Origin of the sequence: Chitinophaga pollutisoli, from assembly GCF_038396755.1 — a bacterium.
Lineage (GTDB): Bacteria > Bacteroidota > Bacteroidia > Chitinophagales > Chitinophagaceae > Chitinophaga > Chitinophaga pollutisoli.
The window spans coordinates 5148913-5165435 of sequence record NZ_CP149822.1; the positions used below are offsets into that span (position 1 = coordinate 5148913).

The following is a 16523-nucleotide window of genomic DNA, read 5'->3' on the forward strand; positions in this document are numbered from 1 at the left end:
GGGCAACGCATAACCGTTCCGGCAGGGGGCGGTACCGCAGTACATTAAGAGCGATCCTTATGCGAATTCATCTGATCCTTCTTACCACATTCGTCGCTTTTTTGCATTCCGCCGCTGCGGTGAGAGCGCAGCAGGTGACGATCAGCGTCAAAAATGCGCCACTGGAAACCGTGTTCCGGGCCATCGAGCGACAAACCCCGTACGTTTTCTTTTACCCCAGCCGGGTGGTGAAGGATAAGAAAACCGTCAGCCTCCACCTGCAAAACGTGGACTTCGAGACCGTCATGGAAAAAGTGCTCGAAGGGCAGGGGCTCGCGTATCTCATTTCGGAGAATTCGGTCATCATCCGGGAAGCGGTAGCGGTTCCTGCCAACAGCAAAAACTTACGGCAGCTGGTGAAGGGAAGGGTGACGGACGCTCGCGGTAAACCGTTACCAGGCGCCACCATTAAAATTGCAGGAACCAACCTGGGAACCACCACCGATAATGAAGGAAGATTTCAGCTGTATACCCCGGAATCAGAAGCCGTTCTCCTCATTTCCAATATAGGGTATTTACCCATTCAAAAACATATCAAAGGCGAAACCAGCCTTGAGATCAAAATGATCGAAGCTACTGCCCAACTAAAGGAAGTGACGGTACAACCCATTAATACCGGGTATGAATCCATTAGTCCGGAAAGGTTCGTTGGTACCGCTTCGGTTATCGACAGTGCCATTTTATCCCGGTCGGTCAGCAGAAACCTGATGAATCGGCTCGACGGCGTTACATCCGGACTGATCTTCGACAAAGCCGGTGGAACCCTGCACATCAGGGGGATCAGTACCATCAGTGGAATTAATGATCTGAACAACCAATCCCCTTTAAATCCGCTCATCATCCTGGACGATTTCCCCTTTTACGGCGATCTGGGCAGCATCAATCCCAACGATATAGAAAACGTAAGCGTATTGAAAGATGCCGCAGCCACCTCAATCTGGGGCGCGAAGGCCGGTAATGGCGTACTGGTGATTACCACGAAGTCCGGAAAATACGGCAGGTCCCTGAATATCAATATCAGCTCGAACGTCCAGGTGAATGAGAAACCTGATATATATTACAATCCGGTCATGAGCAGCAGCGACTTCATTGACGTCGAACAATTTTTATTTGACAAAGGATACATGGATGATTATTTCCTCTATCCGTCTTACTACGTTTTGTCGCCGGCTGCCGAAATCTTGCAACGTAAAAGACTGGGAGAGATCACTGCGGCGGAAGCGTCCGCACAGCTCAATACGTTAAAAGGATATGATATCCGCCGGGATTATGACAAGTATGTTCTCCGGAACAGTGTGAACAAGCAGAACTACCTCAACATATCCGGCGGTGGCAGCAACTACAATTATTTGATGTCTTTCGGTGCCGATAACGATCTTACTAGCGTAAAAGGGCCGGGAAGGAACGATCGCTATAGTTTCAACTCCAACCTGAACATCAAACCTGCGCGTTTCCTGGAATTGCATGCCGGGTTTGCTTATGTCAGGGAAAATATCCGGGCGGACGGATTAACACCTGAAATATTGTCGACATATACCCGGGGCGGACTGTATCCATATGCCAGGCTGGCCGACGAACAGGGAAATCATTTGGCTATTGCTCACCGGAATTCACTTTCCTTTCTCCAGCAGCAGGATCCCAGGTTGCTGGACTGGAATTACCGTCCATTGGACGAAATGGAATTTACCAACACGCGCCAGAAGGGAAATACTGTCCGGCTGAATGCCGGGGCCACTGCTAATTTTACAAAATGGCTAACCGGGGAAGTTCGCTATCAATACTCCTCCCGTTCAACGGCAATCACGGATTTAAGTGATGAAAGAACATTCAGAACCAGGGACCTGATCAATAATTTTACGGATCCGACAACATTCAAAAGGAACTTTCCATTGGGCGGAATACTGGACAGGTCGAATGCGGAACTGGTGAGCCATAATGTAAGGGGGCTGTTGAGAGTGAGCCGCATCTGGAACGACGTGCATACGTTTACTGCATTGGTAGCGGGCGAGCTGGGTAAGGCCAACCTGGAGGAAAACAAATTCAGGACACTGGGGTATGACAAGGATAATCTGGTTTTTTCGGGGAATCCTGATTTTCTCACCCAATATCCTGTATACTATGGCGGAGCGATGCAAATACCTAACAATGCTGCATGGAATATGAGGACTGATAAAACCATTTCTGTGCTGGGTAATGCCTCTTATACATACGACCGGAAGTATACGATTTACGCCAGTGCGAGGAGGGATGGATCCAATCTCCTGGGTGCCAACACCAACAACAAATGGAAGCCTTTGTGGTCCACCGGGATCAAGTACGATATCGGCAATGAGGGGTTCTTTAAAGTGCCGGTCATCAGTTCGCTGGCTATCCGTGCATCATACGGCTATGCGGGAAATATCAACAATTCCTTATCGGCCCTGACCCTCATCAATTATACCTCATACCTCAATGCTGCGCAGCAGCAACAGGCGATTGTATCCAGTCCGCCGAACCCCGACTTGCGCTGGGAACAGGTGGGAACCTTAAACGGTGGATTGGATTTTGCCGTATTGCACTCCCGCATTTCCGGTTCCGTGGATATATATAAAAAGAAGGCAAAGGATGTTATTACCGCCGTGCCTGTAGATCCTACCAACGGCGTAGGGGCCACCGTCAGAAGAAATCAGGCAAATCTTGAAACCAATGGCGTGGATATTACCATAAAAACCATCAATCTCAATAAAGGCGTGAGGTGGACGACTACGTTTAATTACAGCCACGTGAAGACGAAGGTGACCCGGTTTTTCACTGGTTTCGTCAGCACGCCTAATTTCCCTGCGCTGCGCGAAGGAGAGATCTTTAATGCGATTTATGCCTATAAGTGGGCCGGGCTTGATCCGGAAAATGGCGACCCGCGTGGTTACCTGGGCAAAACGATCAGTAAAGAATATGACCAGATATTCCAGGATTCCGCCAGCAACCAGGCGTTCATCGGTTCGTCGATACCTACGGATTATGGGAATATGTTACATACGGTCAGTTACAGAAACTTTGATCTTTCTTTCAACATCAGTTTCCGGGCAGGATATTATTACAGAAAACCGTCGCTGAGATATGATTATTTATATGATAACTGGACAGGACATGAAGAATACGCAAATCGTTGGAAAACGCCTGGAGACGAAGCGCGGACCAATGTCCCATCTCAGCCATATCCCGTGAATTTCAGCCGGGAGCAGTTCTATGAATTTTCAGAAGTAAACTATGAAAAAGGAGACCATATCCGGTTGCAGGATATCCAACTTACGTACAACTGGACGAACAATCGTTACACGCGTTTTCCTGTTAAATCGGCCAGTGCTTTTCTGCTCGCCGGGAATTTGAACCTGTTTATCTGGAAAGCTTCCGCTGTGAGATATGATCCCGATTATGCGATGTCAGTGATTCCTCCCGCACGGAGCCTGGCACTGGGCATTCGGGTTCAACTTTAGCATTCCTTTTCAAATCAATGTCATGAGAAAAAAAGATTACCGCTACATATTCATCCTGTTCGTGCTTGTTGGCTTGCTGGCTGGATGTAATAAATATCTGGAAGACAAGCCCATTCAGTCTTTGACTACGATCGATAAGTTGCAGGACCTGCAGGCGTTGCTGAATAATGATATCAATGCCATGCGATATTCGGCGAATACGACGCTTGCTGCGGACGAATATTATTTTCCGGCATCAGTATGGTCGGCATTGCCGCAGCCCGAAAGGGGCGCCTATAACTGGGAGAGCGAAAATTATCTCGATGCATGGCGGCAAGCCTACATAACCGTAAACTATGCCAATGTAGTATTACAATCGCTGGAGAAAATTGAAGCTGGCACGGTAAGCCAGCGCAATGATATCCGCGGGCAGGCTTTATTTCAAAGGGCATTTGCCTTTTATGAGTTGGCGCAGGTTTATTGCCGGCCTTTTTCTGCTACGGCGAATACGGATCCCGGCATCGCGCTCCGGACAGTTCCTGACCTTGAAGTGCCATCTAAGCGGGGAACGGTTGGTGAAACATATGCGCGTATTACCGGGGATCTTATTGAAGCTGCCGGTTTATTATTGCCGGAGCAGCAGTATGTCAGCCGGCCCTTTCAATCTTCTGCATATGGCTTGCTGGCAAGAACATACCTGGCGATGGGGGATTATGACAATGCATTCAAATACGCTGATCTCTATTTGCAGAAAACAACTGCGCTGGTAGATTTCAATGATGTGGATTCCACTGCCACCCCGGTTTTTAAGGCCTTTACTACAGAAATAGCTTACCGCGCATATGCCATCAGCCAAATCCTCCCAAGGCAGCCGCCCGTCGATTCAAATTTGTATAAGCTGTACGCGGACGACGATTTGCGCAAGGCGGTGTATTTCCTTAAAAAGCCGGATGGGACCAGCACATTTAAAGGATCTTATTCGATACTTAACGGTAATCAGCCTTTTAACGGGATCGCTACGGATGAAATATTTCTGATCCGGGCGGAAGCCAGCGCGCGATTGGGAAACACGCAATCCGCCATGCAAGATCTGAATGCCCTTTTGAAGAAACGTTGGAGAAAGGGACTTTATACGGATAGGGTGGCGGCCAATAAAGAAGAAGCCCTGGAACTGATATTGACGGAGAGGAGGAAAGAACTGGTGTACAGGGGCACTCGCTGGACTGATCTTCGACGGTTCAACCTGGAAGGTAAGAACATAACGCTGCGCAGAAATATAGACGGAACCGTGTATGAACTGCCTGCCAACGATAAAAGATGGGTTTGGCTGCTCCCGCTGAATGTGATCCAGTTATCGGGTATGCCGCAGAACGAACGTTAAAAAAATTACAAATGAAGTGCAATTTGATCTGGTTGATATTGTTGAGCTTTACCGCCGGTTACAGTCAATCCGGTGGTAAAGGGAATATGCTTCGGGCTGTGCCTGTCGGCGCTCAGATGGTAGATCTGCCTTTAGGAGAATTAATTCATCATCCTGGTAAGGAAAGTTTTTTTTGAAAGGGAAGAAGAGTTGGTCGGAGTTAAACGGGAAGTTGGTCATCCTGGATTTTTGGGGTACGTTTTGCGGCACATGTATTGAGAATTTCCCGCATATGTCGGAGTTGAAATCACAATTCGGAGCGGACATCGAAGTTATCCTGGTAAACCCGTTCGAAAGTAAAGCAAAGGTGGAGAAATGGATAAAAGTGCAGGATTCGATACGGGGGGAGAAAGCGTGCTGCCAGAAAATCTTACCATCATGATTTCGCCGGAACTAGGGAAATTATTCCCTACGCGGGGGTTTGTTCCCTATCATGTGTGGATCGATGAAAACGGGCAGGTACGACTCCGCGGAATAATGGAGAATACGCATCCTGAAAAGATCAGGCAGCTGCTCGATGGAGAGAATATTGATTTTATCGTGGACCATCCCTCCGATATTGATTTCAGGAAAGTTTCGCTTCAACAACAATTTCCTGACTCCAATACGGCGCAGTTGCCCGGAGACATATTTTTCAGCGGATTCAGAAAAGATCTCTCTGAGGCATGGGGGGTAACGTTGTTGAATATAAAGGACACTGTTCAGCAAACCAGGCGGACAACATTGATCAATCATTCGGTCGATGAACTATACATGAAAGTGTATATGAATTCGTTGCGATCTGATAAGAAAGTGTTGTTCGGAAAGGCGATCTTAAATGAAGTGAAGAACCGTACAAAAGTTTCCCGGGATCCTGCTTTTACAGGCGTACGCCAGACGGATGCCGTATTTCAACAGACAGGTTATTGCTACGAAAGAATTATGCCGCTGACTACGCCGGATTCTATAATGGAAACGAATATGCTGGAAGACTTGAACCATTTATTCAGGTTGAAGTTGAATGTAGCAGCCAGTGTAGAAGAACGTTTGACAGACGGTTATCGGCTTATTAAAACTGAGCGTATAGGAACATCCCTGGCTCATGATGATTTACATTATGAAATGCAACCGATACATTTCATCTTTAAACAATCTTTACCAGAAGCTTATTTAAGTACTATTGTTCCACGCGGTATGTTGATTGTAGATGATACTGGTATAGCGGGTAATACTACGATGGCGTTTCCGGCATTAGATTATGAGATAAAGTCCATGGAGGAATTAAGAATGATTTTACGTAAATACGGGCTGGATTTAGTTCCTGGTAAAGTGCGGGTGAAAATGTTGGTAATTAAAGATGTTTAGCATCGTTTAGTCATGGGGTTTGACGCGGAGCAAGTGTCCGGCGGTTGGGACCGAAAGCTATAAGAGTAATATGGGATTTGCAATGATGCAAATCCCATATTATTTATGATCGGAATTAGTTCCTTTCGTGGAACACGCGACCAAATGAAGCCGTGGTAGGAGTGCCGGCTGCGGTGGAGAGGGTTGCGCTCAGTTCGTCAACCAGATCGTTCGTTGCTGCCGTGTTAGTGAAATTCGGTTTGCCAGCATTGGGTTGACCGGCAGGAATAACATCAGTAGCAGGAATGTCAATCACGCAAACTTTGCCTTCAGCGTTAGGGCAAGTTGCAGGGTCGATGGAGGACAGTTTGTAGCTGGCAGACAGCAGCGGGTTAGCGCTGGCGGATACCAGGTCATACAATACACCAACTCTTTTGGTGGGTTGGGCTTTGAACGCGAATGCTCCAACAGCAGCAATGGCCAGAACGGCGAGGGAAAGGATTCTGTTTTTCATGTTTCTTGTGTTTTTAATGTTTAAGAATTGGATGTTGTTTTTACCGGTAAGTATTTGCAAGCGGTCACGAAAGTGCCGCGGTGTGTTTTTGAGGTGTTTGCCTTGTAACGATCAGCGCACTGATTGCGAGCAGTATAAAGGTGATATTGAATATAATGTGCTGGGTCCAGGTCATTTTTGCGATAAATCCGCCACAGGTACAGGGTAATTCACCCTGGTAATTGAGCAGGATATATGCCAGGTAAATCGTGAAAGCCAGCAGGAGAAGGGCGGAAAGTAACAAGCCAGCGATTTTTGTGCGTTCGAATATCAACAGCGCTAACAGTACAAGTTCCACCGCCGGAACAGCAACGGCTACAATACGATATGTACTTTTGAAAACCGGTGAAAGGCTTAACTGATCTTCGAATATTTCGAATCCGAATATCTTGCTCAAAGCAGTATATCCCCACAGGGCAATAAACAGCAATGTGGTAATAAGTACAAATGTTTTACGTGACTTCATGGATTTACTTTTCGGGTTTAATCAGAATTTATTCCGGTATTGGCAAAATACGGGTGTCAAGACCTTTTATTGAAAGGCGGCGGGTTTTGTCTTGCTTGTTAAATTTGTGATAAATCGCCTAATGGCATGGTCTTAATGTACTATCCTGGGTACTATGGAATCGGGTTTTCTGTCTGCTAATTCTATAATCTGTGTTTGATACTTTATGCAATTTAATTCGTGTGATCGTATCTGCCAAGCAGATTCATTTGCAAAAAACATTTTAATTCACTGCATTTATGTTGCGGTTGATGAAACTCGGCGGCATGTTGAATATCTGTCTGAAAGAGCGGTTAAAGTGGCTCTGGGAGCGGTATCCCAGCTTTATGGCCACTTCTTTTACCGGCAGCCCGTCGGTGAGCAGCGTGTAGGCGTACTCCATGGACACCACGAGGTGATACCGGCTGACCGTATGCTGGTAAAGGAACTTGAATCCCTGCGTCAAACGGGTTTCGCTCAGGTCGGTGGACCGGAGAATATCCTTTATGCTGATAGGTAAATATACACTACGCTGGATGTCATGCTTCACCTGTATCAAGGTGTAAACATCCTGATTGGATAATTGCATGGATGGCTGGTTTTAATTAGATGGTTTCGCCTGGTATTAAATAATTCGGGAAATAATAAGGAATCTTCATGTCGGGTACGATGGGTTTTCTAAGCGGGTTTACAATTCAGTTTGTCCAGTTAAGAATGCTAATTTAGGATAAATTTTGCAATAAAAAACGGCGGAAATGCATTCCGCCGATAAAAAATATTTGAAGTGAAAGGCTTATTGATACTGCGTTTTAGTCGCACCGGAATTATGTATATTTTATTACGGATACGGCTAAACTCTGCAGTCTGAAAACCAGACTGTAATGCGCTTCGCTTTTAGAAAATATATTCACGACAATCACCCCGGCGAAGATCAGCAACACCCCCACAATCGCGCCGGTATCGGGTTTTTGTTTGTATAAAATCCAACCCGCCGCCGATAGCAGCACAATGCCCAGCCCCGACCATATCGCGCAGGCAATCCCGACGGGTATCGGATTCAAGGTCAGGCTCAGGCAGTAAAAGGCAATGCCGTAACCGGCCACAACAATCAGCGAGGGCCAGGGTTTGGAAAATCCTTCTGAGGCTTTCAGCGCCGATGTGGCGATGACTTCACAAACATTGGCTATGGCCAGGATCAGGTATTTCATCTTGAATCGTTTTGTCAAAAGTAACCGGGAACTGCCGATGAATATTTTTTTTGTCGACGGAAAACATGCGTTCGCAATGGAATAATGGAAGTTTTTCGGGAGCTTTGATGTAAATAAAACCAGACTTACATGTTGATCCGCCCGTATGAATCTTCCGATTACGACGCTTGTATCGCTGCTTTTAAAAGCAATATGCCGAAGTATTTTCTCCCCGAAGAACTGCCCGACTTTACGGGTTGGCTGGAGAAATACCAGAACGGAGGGCCCTACCACAGGGAGGGGGATGCCGCTTATTTTGTAATAGAAGAGGAAGGAATGCTCGTGGCTTGTGGCGGCGTGTTCATAGAGCCGCAAAATAACCTGGGCGGGATGGTTTGGGGGATGGTGGATAACCGGCTGCATAAACGTGGTATCGGTAAAAAATTTCTGTTGTTCAGGATTGAATATATCCGCAAACATTGCCCTTCCTGCCGCATTAAATTAGACACAACGCAGCATTCGTACCCTTTCTTCGAAAAGTACGGTTTTAACATTGTGAAGTATACGGAAAACGGTTACGCGGAAGGGATGCACCGGTACGACATGCTCCTGACTCCCTGATTATTTCTCCATCGCGCGCCGTTTAAGATCGGCCGGCATTTTTTCGATCGCATAGCGTAACGCGGTACGCGGCATGCTGGATTTATGTTTCATTACAAAGTCAAAAACGGCCGCTTCGTGCAGCTCGGCGTATGATTTTAGCATCCAGCCGTATCCCTTCCGTACCATATCGTCTTCGTCGTGGAGCATGATGGTGGCGATCTGAAGAGCTTCCTCCAGCCACAGTCCTTTCCTGGCGGGAATGATCAGCGATACCGCGGCCGCCCTGCGGACCCACCGGTTTTTGGAGCGCGCCCATTCCAGTAATACCGGCAGTTTGTCCGGAAACCGCATCAGGAATTCTCCCACGGTATGATTGCAGAATGTATCACAGGCCGCCCAGTTTGTTACATACTCGTGCAGCCAATGTTCGAACAGCTTGAAATCCGCCGTCACAAACTCTTTCCGCCGCGAATAGGAGAGGTCGCAGGCGATGAGGGTTTCTTCCATATACCCCGATTTCCACAATTCACCGCAAACGGCAAACGCCGCTGCCTTGGGCTCCGTTTTGAGCGCTTTGATGAAGGGTTTGGCCAACGCCTTGACCGCACCCGATTTCACGCCATAAGTCTTGATCTCTTCTTTGAAGAACCTCCTGGCGGAGGCCTGTCCGGCCGCGGTGCCGGCCGCGCGTAAGTCTTCCTGCAATTGTGCGATAAGCGGGGTCATGCGCAAATATAAGTTTTGTTGGGATGGAAGAAAACGGATTCATGTACTTTTGCAGCAATGGAAATCAGACTCCCAATACACATCCGCCCCGCCATTGCTGAAGATATCCCGCAAATGGGAACGCTTTTCCGTTCCGTGATCGAAACGGTTTGCAGCAAAGATTACGCGCCTGGTCAGCTTGCCGCCTGGGCCTCCTCATCCGGAGATCTGCACCGGTGGCAAAAGCTCCTGGCAGAAACGGAAATGATCGTAGCGGAAGCGAATGAGGGTAAAATGGCAGGATTCGCCGCATTGAGGCATCCGGCCCATATCGAAATGATGTATACGGATAAAGATTTCCAGGGGAGAGGTGTAGCGGGTTGCCTATTGAAGGAATTGCTTGGTAAAACCTCCGGCCCGGTTACCGTTCATGCCAGCAGAACGGCCAGGCCGTTTTTCGAAAAACATGGATTTGTAGTAGCGGAGGAACTTTTTCCGGTCCGAAACGGTATCGTGATCCCGAATTTCAGGATGGTCAAAGGCGGGTGCCAGTAATATAAAGCCCGTCCGCTTGCAGCTGGACGGGCTTTCGAATAATTTAGCTGATTCCCAGCAATTCCACTTCGAAGATCAGGGTGCTGTTGGGGCCGATCTGGGCGCTCACCTGGCGGTCGCCATAGCCAAGGTCCGCCGGGATGAAGAAACGCCATTTGCTGCCCTGGGGCATCAACTGGAGCCCTTCCGTCCAGCCCTTGATCACCATATTGAGCGGGAAAGTAGCCGGCTGGCCGCGTTGCACCGAGCTGTCGAACACCGTACCGTCGATCAGCGTGCCGTGGTAATGACAGGTCACTTTGCTGGTGGCGCCGGGCTTAGGACCATTGCCTTCTTTCATAACTTCATATTGCAAACCGCTGGGAAGCGTCGTAACACCTGGCTTTTCCTTGTTGGCGGCAAGAAAGTCCTGGCCGGCCTTCAGGTTGGCGGCTGATTTTTCGTTTTTCATCTGAAAAAGTTTGTCTGCGATGCCCATATCCGTTTATTTGATTTCCGGCGAAGTTACGACAAACGGCGGATTGATATGCCTGTCCGCTGCTTTCACCACTCCGGTAAGCCCGTGTTAAATTTCGACCTGCAACGGAATTAATCTCCTTTTGCTGAGGGCATATCCCCTTCATTCCGCCTCCTGTACCTGCCGGGGCGGCAGTTTATATAAGTTTGACTTTGCCGGTCCGGAATTATTCCTATTTTGGCCCATCGGCATTTAACCTTAGAACAATCCTTATGGACTCAAGAAGAGAATTTCTCCGGAAGGCAGCGCTACTCACCGGAGCAGGGGGACTGGCCAACATCCTCCCCGAAACGATTCAACGGGCGATGGCCATCGATCCCGCGCCCGGCAGCACCTTCCTGGACGCTGAGCACGTCGTTTTCCTCATGCAGGAAAACCGCTCCTTCGATCACTGCTTCGGTACCCTCCAGGGCGTCCGCGGTTTCAACGACCCCCGCGCCGTGAAAACTCCGCAAGGCTATAACGTCCTCTTCCAGCCCGATAAAGACGGCAACCTCGTACCGCCGTTCCGGATGGATATCAAAGACACCAAAGCCACCTGGATGAGCGCCCTCCCGCATGGCTGGGCCGATCAGGTAGACGCCCGCAATAACGGCAAATACGACCGATGGGTGCCCGTCAAGCGCTCCGGGAACAAGGAATACGCGAAAGTTCCCATGACCATGGGCTACTACAACCGCGAAGACATCCCCTTTTACTACGCCCTGGCCGACGCATTCACCGTCTGCGACCATAATTTCTGCTCCTCCCTTACCGGCACCACGCCTAATCGCCTCTACTTCTGGACCGGCACCATCCGCGAACAAATGAACGGCGCTTCCAAAGCCAACGTCTGGAATTCCGACGTCGACTACGGAGAGGAAGCGCACTGGAAAACCTATCCCGAAGTACTGGAAGAAAACGGGGTTTCCTGGAAGATCTACCAAAACGAAATCAGCGTTGGCGTGGGCCTCGAAGGAGAAGAGGAAGCCTGGCTCGCCAACTTCACCGATAACCCCATCGAGTGGTTTTCGCAATATCACGTCCATTACCACGAACCCCACCTGCGTTTTATCCGCAAGTATAAAGATGAGCTGCCCGGCCGCATCGCCGACATGGAAAAGCAGCTGGCTGGTCTCACGGCGGGTTCCAAAGAGCACGCAAGCCTCGACAGGCGCCTCAAAAACACGCGCAAAGAGCAGGAGCAGATCAAAATCATCCTCGAAAAAGTAGCCGCCACGCCTTTCAGCGCCCTGCCGGAAAGGGAGCAGCAGCTGCATAAGAAAGCATTCACCACCAATTCGGGCGACCCGGATTACCATAGCTTGTCCAAATTGCAATACAAGGACGGCGAAACGGAACGCGAAGTACAGTTGCCGAAGGGCGATGTGCTCCACCAGTTCCGGCAAGACGTAAAAAGCGGCAACCTGCCCGCCGTTTCGTGGGTGGTGGCGCCCGAAAACTTCTCCGACCATCCCGGCGCGCCCTGGTATGGCGCCTGGTACCTGTCGGAAGTGATGGACATCCTCACCAGCAACCCGGAAGTCTGGAAGAAAACCATTTTTATACTTACCTACGACGAAAACGACGGTTACTTCGACCACGTGCCGCCGTTCACCGCGCCGGACCCTTCGCGCCCCGAAACCGGCAGAACATCGGCCGGTATCGATACTTCGCACGAGTGGGTGAGCCGCGACGCACAGCGCAACTGGCCCGACGATATCCGTGAAAGCGCCATCGGGCTGGGGTACCGTGTGCCCATGATCGTGGCATCGCCATGGTCGCGGGGCGGATACGTGAACTCCCAGGTGTTTGATCATACTTCCAACCTGCAGCTGTTGGAGAAATGGCTGGCGCATAAGTTGAAAAAGCCCATGACGTGCGAAAACATCACGGCCTGGCGGCGCGCGGTGTGCGGGGATCTTTCCTCGGTGTTTCGCCCCTGGAACGGCGAAAAGATTGCTGCGCCGAAGTCCATCGAGCGGGAGGCTTTCATTGAAACCATCCACAACGCCAAATTCAAGGCGGCGCCGGCGAACTTTACAGTATTGAAAGGTGATGTGAAAGACCCGCAGCGCCATTTGCCGCTGCAGGAAAAGGGGATCCGCCCGGCCTGCGCGATACCATATGAGTTATATGCCCACGTGGCGCCCTCGGCCGGTGGTGCCTTGCGCATCACACTGGAGGCGGGGAGCCAGCGGTTTGGCGACAAATCCGCCGGAGGCGCGTTCAACGTCTATGGAAAAGATATGTACAACCGCTCTTACGCCGTGGCGCCGGGAAAGAAAGTGGAAGACGAATGGGGCGTGGATCTCTTCCCCGGTGGGAAATATGACCTGGGTGTTTACGGTCCGAACGGCTTCTACCGCGGTTTCCGCGGGCAGGCCGGCAAGTTTCCGGAAGGATTTTCCTGCGTGCTGGAGCCTCACAATGGCAACGCGCTGCAATTCCGCTTCCGCAATACAGGGAAAAAGGAAGTGCGCATCCGGTTGAAGGACGTGTACGGCCAGGTTGACGGCAAGCCGGCCGTCATCAAAGCCAACGACAATAAAACCCTGCTGGTGCCTTTGCCGAAAGCCCATGGCTGGTACGACATCCAGGTGATCGTGGACAACGGCGCGGCCGAGTTCCAGTTTGCCGGCCACCTCGAAACCGGCGCCGAAAGCTTCAGCGACCCGGTGATGGGGGGGATCATGTAAGAAGATATTTTGTTGATATGTAAAAAGCCGGAGCGTTGCGATGCTCCGGCTTTTTACATGAAAGACCGCGTATTATAACGATGGGTTGATGGTATTTTAACAAGAGGTGTGGATTGGTTGGGAAATAGCCGGAAAAAGGCCTGTAACGACGGATGGTATGGGAGGAAGGTATAAGGATGGGTGGACTTGAGGCGGACTTGAGGTGGACTTGATGTACTTGCAAAATGGGTGAAAATGTCATCAGTATTGTGTAGCCGCTGATTACTGGTATTTCCAGTTGCGGCCTTTCCCTTCGCTGATCCATTCCACGGCCTGCGCGATCCGTTTGATGGCCGTGGCTTCGGTTTTGGCTCCGGTTATCCATTCGATGTATTCTTTCCGGAACGAGTAGCTGGCTTCCCTGAAATGCTTGCCCGCGGCTTTGTTTTGCTTCAGCGCGGCAGCCAGTGCGGGAGGGACATCCAGTTCTTTTTTCTCTGAAGCCGGCCGGGCAGGTACTTTGATGCCGTCGCGGTTCAGTCGGTCGGCTTCGCGGAGGTAGGAAAGGAAGATTTTGTCGGCCGGGAGATCTTTAAGCGACGCGATCTTCCCGAAATGCCCCATCGCGGTTTTGTCCATTACGGTCAGCAATCCTTTCGGATCTTCCATGATGGCGGCTTTCCAGAAACCGAGCGAGCAGTGTTGCTTAAAAGCGGCCATGTTGCAAAGGATTTCGCCGTGCGTGATGAAGTGCGGGAATCCCCATTTGATGGTTTCTTCAGCGTGGGGGCAGGCCTGGTGGACCCGCTCCCGGATATGCTGGAGGATGGGCTGCGCGAACGGGGCGGATTTGGCGATGTAGGCGTCGATCTTCTCCATACCGTAATATTATCGAAAAAAGTTATCTTGTAAACACTTTTGCCCCGCCCCATGTTCATTTCGGCATTACCTACCGTATTAATACGCAACTATTTCGGGAAGATGTACGGTGTCTGCCGTTCGTTCCCGGTATTAATTTGCATACTATCACATCAAACCAACAATTGTTATGAAAAGAACACCTTTTTTGCCCTGGTTCCTCGTGGTGCTCCTGCTGATAGCCCTGATCTACGCATGGTTTTTCCGCGGGGCTGACGGGAAAATTCCTTATAACCGCGAAGCAGCCAGGGAGCATGTGATCCCTTTTACCTCGGCCATCGAATACACGAAAGCCTACCGCCAGGCTAAAATGGAATTGCAGCGGCAGATCCAGGATTCGGGGTATCTCGACCGCAATTTCAATCTCCCCGCCGCCGAATCCTTCAACCGCGACATCTTCGCCGCCCTCCTGGACCGCGACAGCGCGCAGGGCATCCGGATTTACCTGGGCTTGAACGAGAAAAGAGAAGTGTGTTTTGTGATGGTACCGGTAGACGCAAAGGGGAACGATCTGCGGGGCCGCATCGTGGATGGCCGGCAGGTAGCTTCCATTCCCGGTATTTCCTCGGCCTATGCCTTACCGCCGATCGATGATGAAGCCGCTGAAAAGGGGCACCGTTGTCCCACCATCTGTCCTTCCGGCAGCGATCTTTACCCCTGAGTCTAAAATCAGCACTGTTACATGACATACTTCGCATCGGCGCTGTTGAGTTTCACGATTCTTATTCCGCTGGTGGTAGCGCTGGTACGGGTCCATAAGATCCGTACCAGCTACTTTCCCTTCCTGGTCCTGCTCTTGCTGGCATTTACCACGGAAGTCGCCAGTGAGATCAGCCTCCGCCTCACCCGGGAAAATACCGCGATCAGCAATATTTACAGTCTCCTGGAAATCGGGGTGATCCTGTGGCAGTTCCATGCCTGGGGCTTTCTCCGCAGGCGCCGGGCGCTGCTGATCATACTGGCTTCGATGAGCTTCATTACCTGGGTCACGGAAAACATCGGTTACGGCCGCCTGGAAACACATTTCTGTTCCGCGACGGTATTCCTTAACAGCCTGATTGTGGTATTTCTCTGCATCAACGAAATCAATGCCCTCATCGCCGCTTACAGCGGGCATTTACTCCGCAACGCCAGATTTCTCATTTGCCTGGGGCTGATGACCATCAGCATTTACAGCCTTATCACGGAAGGCACCATGCTCATCGATCCGCAAAATGCCGTCATAGATTGGCCGATTTTCTATATCTTTTCAATCACCAATGCGATCGTGAATATCGTATACGCCATTGCCGTATGTTTCATTCCCGTAAGGGACGATTACTATTTTTCCCGCAGATTCAAAGCCTGAACGGCGTTTTATGGAAGAGAGGATATTGTATATCACGGTTTTTTTGTCCTCATTACTGGGGGTGATCATCGCATTTTTCATTACGTCGATAATCCGTTCGCACCGCCGCTACGTGCGCCTGCAACGCGAGCGGATCACCGCGGAAGTGCGGTTGCTGGAGAATGAAAGGAAACGGATTGCAGGCGATCTGCACGACAGCCTGGGCCCGCTCCTCAGTTCCGTGAAGCTCCGCATCTGCAGCGTGGAAGTCTCCGATCCGCGCGATAAAGAACAGATCGCGCAGTCGTCGCGCCATATCGACGAGATCATTACCAGCATGCGCCAGATTTCTTATGACCTGCTCCCCATCGCGCTGGAGCGAAAGGGGCTGATAGACGCCATCAGGGACTTTGCGGGGCACCTGGGACGGGAAGATGAGCTGGAAGTGAATGTGTACACTATGAACGACATAGATCCCCATACCGAACAGGACATCCACCTGTTCCGCATCCTCCAGGAAATCATCCACAACACCCTCAAGCACGCCAATGCTTCGCGGCTTGATATCGGTTTCAGGCAGGAGCCCGAAGAATTGCTGCTGCTGGTGCAGGACAATGGCCAGGGCTTCAGCGTGGAGAAAGCGCGGGAGCATTCACGCGGGTTGGGGCTCAAGAGCCTCGAAACCCGGACGGACATCCTGGGCGGCAGCATCCATATCCGTTCCGCCGTGGGCGAGGGCACCCGGTACTACATCCGTATTCCCCGCGGTAATTAATTTGGTAT

The 16523-nt window shown here is 50.3% G+C and carries 17 protein-coding genes; 10 read left to right on the plus strand and 7 right to left on the minus strand.

What is annotated here, in order from left to right:
* The first annotated feature begins 59 nt into the window (after positions 1–59).
* The 4 genes from WJU16_RS21910 (at position 60) to WJU16_RS21920 (ending at position 6255) form a co-directional block, all read left to right on the plus strand.
* Entirely contained in the window at positions 60–3512 is a 3453-nt protein-coding gene (locus WJU16_RS21910; protein WP_341835536.1) for a SusC/RagA family TonB-linked outer membrane protein, read from the plus strand.
* Positions 3513–3534: 22 nt separating this feature from the next.
* Positions 3535–4872, plus strand: coding sequence for a RagB/SusD family nutrient uptake outer membrane protein (locus tag WJU16_RS21915; RefSeq protein WP_341835537.1), 1338 nt, complete (start codon positions 3535–3537; stop codon positions 4870–4872).
* A gap of 211 nt (positions 4873–5083) precedes the next feature.
* Positions 5084–5293 carry a TlpA family protein disulfide reductase gene (locus tag WJU16_RS26185; protein ID WP_404980225.1) on the plus strand — a complete coding sequence of 70 codons (210 nt, stop codon included), beginning with the start codon at positions 5084–5086 and terminating at the stop codon, positions 5291–5293.
* A complete protein-coding gene (locus WJU16_RS21920; RefSeq protein WP_341835538.1) occupies positions 5227–6255 on the plus strand; it encodes a hypothetical protein in 1029 nt (342 codons plus the stop codon). The genes WJU16_RS26185 and WJU16_RS21920 overlap by 67 nt, the downstream gene beginning before the upstream one ends.
* Before the next feature lie 115 nt (positions 6256–6370).
* Here WJU16_RS21920 and WJU16_RS21925 read toward each other — a convergent pair whose 3' ends face one another.
* The 4 genes from WJU16_RS21925 to WJU16_RS21940 all read right to left on the minus strand — a co-directional run bounded on the left by WJU16_RS21925 (position 6371) and on the right by WJU16_RS21940 (position 8479).
* Positions 6371–6748 carry a hypothetical protein gene (locus tag WJU16_RS21925; protein ID WP_341835539.1) on the minus strand — a complete coding sequence of 126 codons (378 nt, stop codon included), beginning with the start codon at positions 6746–6748 and terminating at the stop codon, positions 6371–6373.
* Between the two features lie 64 nt (positions 6749–6812).
* Positions 6813–7253, minus strand: a complete 441-nt coding sequence (locus WJU16_RS21930; RefSeq protein WP_341835540.1) for a MauE/DoxX family redox-associated membrane protein — start codon at positions 7251–7253, stop codon at positions 6813–6815.
* A gap of 262 nt (positions 7254–7515) precedes the next feature.
* Entirely contained in the window at positions 7516–7860 is a 345-nt protein-coding gene (locus WJU16_RS21935; protein ID WP_341835541.1) for an AraC family transcriptional regulator, read from the minus strand.
* Between the two features lie 235 nt (positions 7861–8095).
* The gene (locus tag WJU16_RS21940) at positions 8096–8479 is read right to left on the minus strand and encodes a multidrug efflux SMR transporter (protein ID WP_341835542.1); all 384 of its coding nucleotides are present in this window, start codon (positions 8477–8479) and stop codon (positions 8096–8098) included.
* A 129-nt stretch (positions 8480–8608) separates the two neighbouring features.
* Here WJU16_RS21940 and WJU16_RS21945 point away from each other — a divergent pair, with 129 nt between their 5' ends.
* Positions 8609–9079, plus strand: a complete 471-nt coding sequence (locus WJU16_RS21945; protein WP_341835543.1) for a GNAT family N-acetyltransferase — start codon at positions 8609–8611, stop codon at positions 9077–9079.
* Here the strand turns inward: WJU16_RS21945 and WJU16_RS21950 are convergent, their stop codons facing one another.
* Complete coding sequence (locus tag WJU16_RS21950) at positions 9080–9787, minus strand: DNA alkylation repair protein (RefSeq protein ID WP_341835544.1); 708 nt, start codon at positions 9785–9787, stop codon at positions 9080–9082.
* Between the two features lie 57 nt (positions 9788–9844).
* On the opposite strand from WJU16_RS21950, the gene WJU16_RS21955 reads away from it, so the two are divergent.
* The gene (locus tag WJU16_RS21955; protein ID WP_341835545.1) at positions 9845–10321 is read left to right on the plus strand and encodes a GNAT family N-acetyltransferase; all 477 of its coding nucleotides are present in this window, start codon (positions 9845–9847) and stop codon (positions 10319–10321) included.
* 43 nt (positions 10322–10364) lie between these two features.
* Here the strand turns inward: WJU16_RS21955 and WJU16_RS21960 are convergent, their stop codons facing one another.
* Positions 10365–10772 (minus strand): FKBP-type peptidyl-prolyl cis-trans isomerase, encoded by a 408-nt coding sequence (locus WJU16_RS21960; protein WP_341835546.1) that lies wholly within the window; start codon positions 10770–10772, stop codon positions 10365–10367.
* 278 nt (positions 10773–11050) lie between these two features.
* On the opposite strand from WJU16_RS21960, the gene WJU16_RS21965 reads away from it, so the two are divergent.
* Positions 11051–13516, plus strand: a complete 2466-nt coding sequence (locus tag WJU16_RS21965; RefSeq protein WP_341835547.1) for a phosphocholine-specific phospholipase C — start codon at positions 11051–11053, stop codon at positions 13514–13516.
* Between the two features lie 261 nt (positions 13517–13777).
* Here WJU16_RS21965 and WJU16_RS21970 read toward each other — a convergent pair whose 3' ends face one another.
* A complete protein-coding gene (locus WJU16_RS21970) occupies positions 13778–14374 on the minus strand; it encodes a DUF1801 domain-containing protein (RefSeq protein ID WP_341835548.1) in 597 nt (198 codons plus the stop codon).
* Between the two features lie 169 nt (positions 14375–14543).
* Between WJU16_RS21970 and WJU16_RS21975 the strand changes: the two genes are divergently transcribed.
* Genes WJU16_RS21975 through WJU16_RS21985 form a run of 3 tightly spaced genes read left to right on the plus strand, consistent with a single transcriptional unit; the run spans position 14544 to position 16515 of the window.
* Positions 14544–15074 (plus strand): hypothetical protein, encoded by a 531-nt coding sequence (locus tag WJU16_RS21975; protein ID WP_341835549.1) that lies wholly within the window; start codon positions 14544–14546, stop codon positions 15072–15074.
* A 21-nt stretch (positions 15075–15095) separates the two neighbouring features.
* Positions 15096–15761: a hypothetical protein gene (locus tag WJU16_RS21980; protein ID WP_341835550.1), complete on the plus strand. Its 666-nt coding sequence runs from the start codon at positions 15096–15098 to the stop codon at positions 15759–15761.
* Positions 15762–15804: 43 nt separating this feature from the next.
* On the plus strand, positions 15805–16515 hold the full coding sequence (locus tag WJU16_RS21985) for a sensor histidine kinase (RefSeq protein WP_341835551.1): 711 nt from the start codon (positions 15805–15807) through the stop codon (positions 16513–16515).
* The last annotated feature ends 8 nt before the right edge of the window (positions 16516–16523 follow it).

Bases quoted from the DNA above. Each gene is read 5' to 3' on its own strand.
- WJU16_RS21910 (WP_341835536.1), top strand. From the start codon at position 60: ATGCGAATTCATCTGATCCTTCTTACCACATTCGTCGCTTTTTTGCAT.
- WJU16_RS21915 (WP_341835537.1), top strand. From the start codon at position 3,535: ATGAGAAAAAAAGATTACCGCTACATATTCATCCTGTTCGTGCTTGTT.
- WJU16_RS21920 (WP_341835538.1), top strand. From the start codon at position 5,227: ATGGATAAAAGTGCAGGATTCGATACGGGGGGAGAAAGCGTGCTGCCA.
- WJU16_RS21925 (WP_341835539.1), bottom strand. From the start codon at position 6,748: ATGAAAAACAGAATCCTTTCCCTCGCCGTTCTGGCCATTGCTGCTGTT.
- WJU16_RS21930 (WP_341835540.1), bottom strand. From the start codon at position 7,253: ATGAAGTCACGTAAAACATTTGTACTTATTACCACATTGCTGTTTATT.
- WJU16_RS21935 (WP_341835541.1), bottom strand. From the start codon at position 7,860: ATGCAATTATCCAATCAGGATGTTTACACCTTGATACAGGTGAAGCAT.
- WJU16_RS21940 (WP_341835542.1), bottom strand. From the start codon at position 8,479: ATGAAATACCTGATCCTGGCCATAGCCAATGTTTGTGAAGTCATCGCC.
- WJU16_RS21945 (WP_341835543.1), top strand. From the start codon at position 8,609: ATGTTGATCCGCCCGTATGAATCTTCCGATTACGACGCTTGTATCGCT.
- WJU16_RS21950 (WP_341835544.1), bottom strand. From the start codon at position 9,787: ATGACCCCGCTTATCGCACAATTGCAGGAAGACTTACGCGCGGCCGGC.
- WJU16_RS21955 (WP_341835545.1), top strand. From the start codon at position 9,845: ATGGAAATCAGACTCCCAATACACATCCGCCCCGCCATTGCTGAAGAT.
- WJU16_RS21960 (WP_341835546.1), bottom strand. From the start codon at position 10,772: ATGAAAAACGAAAAATCAGCCGCCAACCTGAAGGCCGGCCAGGACTTT.
- WJU16_RS21965 (WP_341835547.1), top strand. From the start codon at position 11,051: ATGGACTCAAGAAGAGAATTTCTCCGGAAGGCAGCGCTACTCACCGGA.
- WJU16_RS21970 (WP_341835548.1), bottom strand. From the start codon at position 14,374: ATGGAGAAGATCGACGCCTACATCGCCAAATCCGCCCCGTTCGCGCAG.
- WJU16_RS21975 (WP_341835549.1), top strand. From the start codon at position 14,544: ATGAAAAGAACACCTTTTTTGCCCTGGTTCCTCGTGGTGCTCCTGCTG.
- WJU16_RS21980 (WP_341835550.1), top strand. From the start codon at position 15,096: ATGACATACTTCGCATCGGCGCTGTTGAGTTTCACGATTCTTATTCCG.